2 protein-coding genes are annotated in these 988 nt (G+C 70.4%); one reads left to right on the top strand and one right to left on the bottom strand.

The genetic code is table 11. The annotated features are described in order from the left end of the window. A partial coding sequence (locus FUT87_RS23760; protein WP_147242593.1) for a GAF domain-containing protein occupies positions 1–439 on the top strand: 439 nt, incomplete at its 5' end. 48 nt (positions 440–487) lie between these two features. Here the strand turns inward: FUT87_RS23760 and FUT87_RS23755 are convergent. Continuing rightward, entirely contained in the window at positions 488–985 is a 498-nt protein-coding gene (locus tag FUT87_RS23755; protein ID WP_310735318.1) for a hypothetical protein, read from the bottom strand. Positions 986–988: the final 3 nt, after the last annotated feature.

Below are 988 nucleotides of genomic sequence, written 5' to 3'. Positions count from 1 at the left end.
CCAGGTGCTGCGCGGCCTGCGCGAGCAACTGGGCATGGACGTGGTGTTCGTGTCCGAGTTCCTGGAGGGCGAGCGGGTGTTCCGCTTCGTCGACGGCGAGTCCGAGATCGGCGTGCAGGTGGGCGATTCGGCGCCGCTGGAGCAGAGCTACTGCCAGCGCATCGTCGAGGGCCGCGCGCCGCAGCTGATGACGAACGCGTCGGCGCTGGCCGAGGCGCTGCAGCTGCCGCCGACGCCGATCCCGATCGGCGCCCACCTGAGCGCGCCGGTCGTGCTGTCCGACGGCCGCATCTTCGGCACCGTGTGCTGCTTCAGCGCGCACCCGAACCCGGGCCTGCAGACCGAGGACCTGTCCCGGCTCAAGGGCTGCGCGCGCCTGGTCGCCCGCAAGGTCGAGGCGCAGGACTTCCTGGACACGATGCCGTTCGAGAACGATTGAGCAACTGGGCTCGGGGCGGCCGGGCAGGTGGCCCGGTGGGCGACTCGCTCACTTGAGCTTGTGATCCTCCCGCTTGGCCTCCTGCATCGCCTCGGGCTCGAGTTCCTCGGCGGCGCGGTTCAGGCGGATGAACAGGCCCCAGCCCGTCAGCAGCGCACCCACCGCCAGCACCATCGCCGCCGCGTGCAGCAGCAGCGTCGAGTCCGAATGCGCCGAGCGGAAGGTCGCCACCAGCGCCTCGATCGCGAGCGCGACCACGATCACCACCATGAAGCGCGACAGGAAACGCCGCACCCGCGTGGGCGCGCTGATGTGGGCGCTGCGGATCACCTCTTCCTCGGTGATCGTCTGCGCGATCTGCAGCGCCACCACGGCGGCCGCCAGCACGCCCATCGCCTCGATCACCAGCTGCGCGGCCTCGTCGTTCCAGTCCAGGTGCAGCGCCATCCAGGTTTCTTTCGCCGCGATGGCCAGCAGCAGCAAGGCCATGACGGTGAACAGCAGCGCCAGCGCGGCATGCACCACCGAGAAGCCGCGCAGCAGCAGCGG

The sequence above is a fragment of the Mitsuaria sp. TWR114 genome (assembly GCF_007997345.1).
Note: the sequence above shows the minus strand (reverse complement) of the source record. Positions and strands in the feature narration are given on the sequence as shown.